Source organism: Burkholderia sp. NFPP32 (genome assembly GCF_900119325.1).
GTDB classification, from domain to species: domain Bacteria; phylum Pseudomonadota; class Gammaproteobacteria; order Burkholderiales; family Burkholderiaceae; genus Burkholderia; species Burkholderia pyrrocinia_C.
In genome coordinates this window covers 1-1,943 of record NZ_FPJP01000071.1, presented here as the reverse complement: position 1 = coordinate 1,943, position 1,943 = coordinate 1, and the positions used below count along the sequence as shown (strand labels likewise).

The 1,943-nt window shown below is 49.7% G+C and carries 1 protein-coding gene and 1 pseudogene; both read right to left on the bottom strand.

Translation table 11 applies throughout. The features are described 5' to 3' along the window. Positions 1-113: 113 nt before the first annotated feature. Positions 114-507, bottom strand: a pseudogene (locus BT264_RS37165) (transposase); the annotation flags it as partial. A gap of 168 nt (positions 508-675) precedes the next feature. Then, positions 676-1,701: a hypothetical protein gene (locus BT264_RS39740; RefSeq protein WP_218173378.1), complete on the bottom strand. Its 1,026-nt coding sequence runs from the start codon at positions 1,699-1,701 to the stop codon at positions 676-678. Between the last annotated feature and the right edge of the window lie 242 nt (positions 1,702-1,943).

Below are 1,943 nucleotides of genomic sequence, written 5' to 3'. Positions count from 1 at the left end.
CATCGGTTGCTCGGCCCGCTCGGGTACGTGTCGCCGGCGCAAGCAGAGGAGGCTTACAATCGGAACCTGGCGCTGTCCGCTCGCGCGGCGTAGCGCCAAACTCGGCGGTCTCCGACAAACCCGGCGCGGTTCAGTTGCGCGTTCACCGCCTTAAGAAACTGCTCGGCCAACTGATGTTGCTCCAACAGATGCCGAAACCTCAGGATGCTCACGCGGTCCGGCAGCCGTCTCATTCCTCCCAGCCCCCGTGAATTCGCGGTACAGCGGCACGTCGTACAGCGCCTCCTCCATCGCGACGTCGTTCAAGCCGAACCACTGCTGCAAAAAATGAATGCGCAGCATCGCTTCAATGGGGAACGGTTTGCGACCGGTTGCCTTCGTCGGCGTGTGTGGCGCAATCAGCGCCATGAATTCCTTCCACGGCACCACACGCTCCATCTCGTCAAGAAATACGCGTTTACGCGTCCGCCGGTTCGGCAGATCAAGGTTCAGGTCGGTCTGTTTCATGTCCTTATTGTCCACGGCAACTGACCTGTTGAACATGCGGGCCTTTGTCAGTTTTGAACACCATCCTTAGCGGAATTTACGAACTCCAACAGTCCTCGACAACAAGATCGTCGCCATATCAGCTCCATCTGCGGTGTACGACGACTCTCGCGAGACGCTTGCAAAAAATCAAACATTTTTTGGATAACCAACTCCTTGAATTGAGAATTCAATTTTCTTTGTTTTTCCATTTTCTTTTGTCTGCGTTTGACTGCCTGTCGTCGAATTGCAAAAGCGACCTTGCAGTTTTGATCCCCAGAGCCAGCCGTGGGTAGCAGTGCCTTTTTCATCGATCGTAAATGGTGCTGAAAAGCTACCGCTCGTTGGTGCTATCTGCGCACTGCTGTCGATAGGGGTGCCGCCATAAAGCTCGACAAATCCTTTATCATCTCCGGCCAATCCCGCATCTTGATTCACGTGAAGATCCTTGACCCATTTCTTGGGACCGGGATTATTTAGGTCTGTGACATCCTGGGCATAGGCGTGAAAGATCCTGGGGTTCTTGGAGTCCCGCTCAACTGTGAGGTTGTAGGTATGACCATACTGGAAGTCTATTAGCGTACTGTTATGAGCTCCTGGGCCTGAATCTGCCGTCGGTAGGCCGCTTGGCGCACTGAAATTACCGCCAAATCCGGAAAACATCACCAACGCTTTGCCATCTTCACGAGGTTGCAATCCAATGTAACCATGTCCAATGCTCTGACCGCTTCTATTAACCACTTTAAACTGCATCGCATAATAAATCCCATCGCCCTTGCTCGACTTTCGCTGTCTTCCATTATCTATCCGCATCGGGTACGTAATATTGCTTAGCCCTCCTTTTGGGGCGAGGATGGCGTAATTAACGTTGTACAATAAATTTGGCTTGGATTTTTGCTGCTTAATTTCTACTTGCGGGGTGGCAATATTATTGAGCGTAGACTTGTCCCGGGTGATCGCATAATCACTTGATGTTGACTGACGCGCAATTCTATTCAACTGAGAAAGGGCCTGGATATGTTGATCTTGATGTCGTGCCAGCATGGCAGAACTCGACACCTGCTCGCCAGTGGAAATTGTTTTTTTGTTGCGATTCGAAATCGCATCTGTTTCTTCATGATGGTGGCGTGTGACATCGTAAATATTTGCATTATTATAAATATTGATTTTTGGCATGTTTGCATGAACCCTATTTAAAATAGTGGAAATTATGAATTGCAACCCTGCTCGTGATCGCTTCGCGAGGCAAATGTTTAAGGTATTTAAATGGATTGCATCTGTCTATAGGACAGGTACTATTGATAAGGAATTTTTACGAATTTCTAGTCTTACTGTGTCAATAAATCAGCATTGGACGCTGAACAAAACGGACATCGCTGGAGCCGGCGCGCGATGTATGCAGCGATACGCCAGCGCAG

What these genes read in the sequence shown, in the direction of transcription:
- BT264_RS39740 (WP_218173378.1), bottom strand. Translation starts at nt 1,701, where the DNA reads ATGCCAAAAATCAATATTTATAATAATGCAAATATTTACGATGTCACA.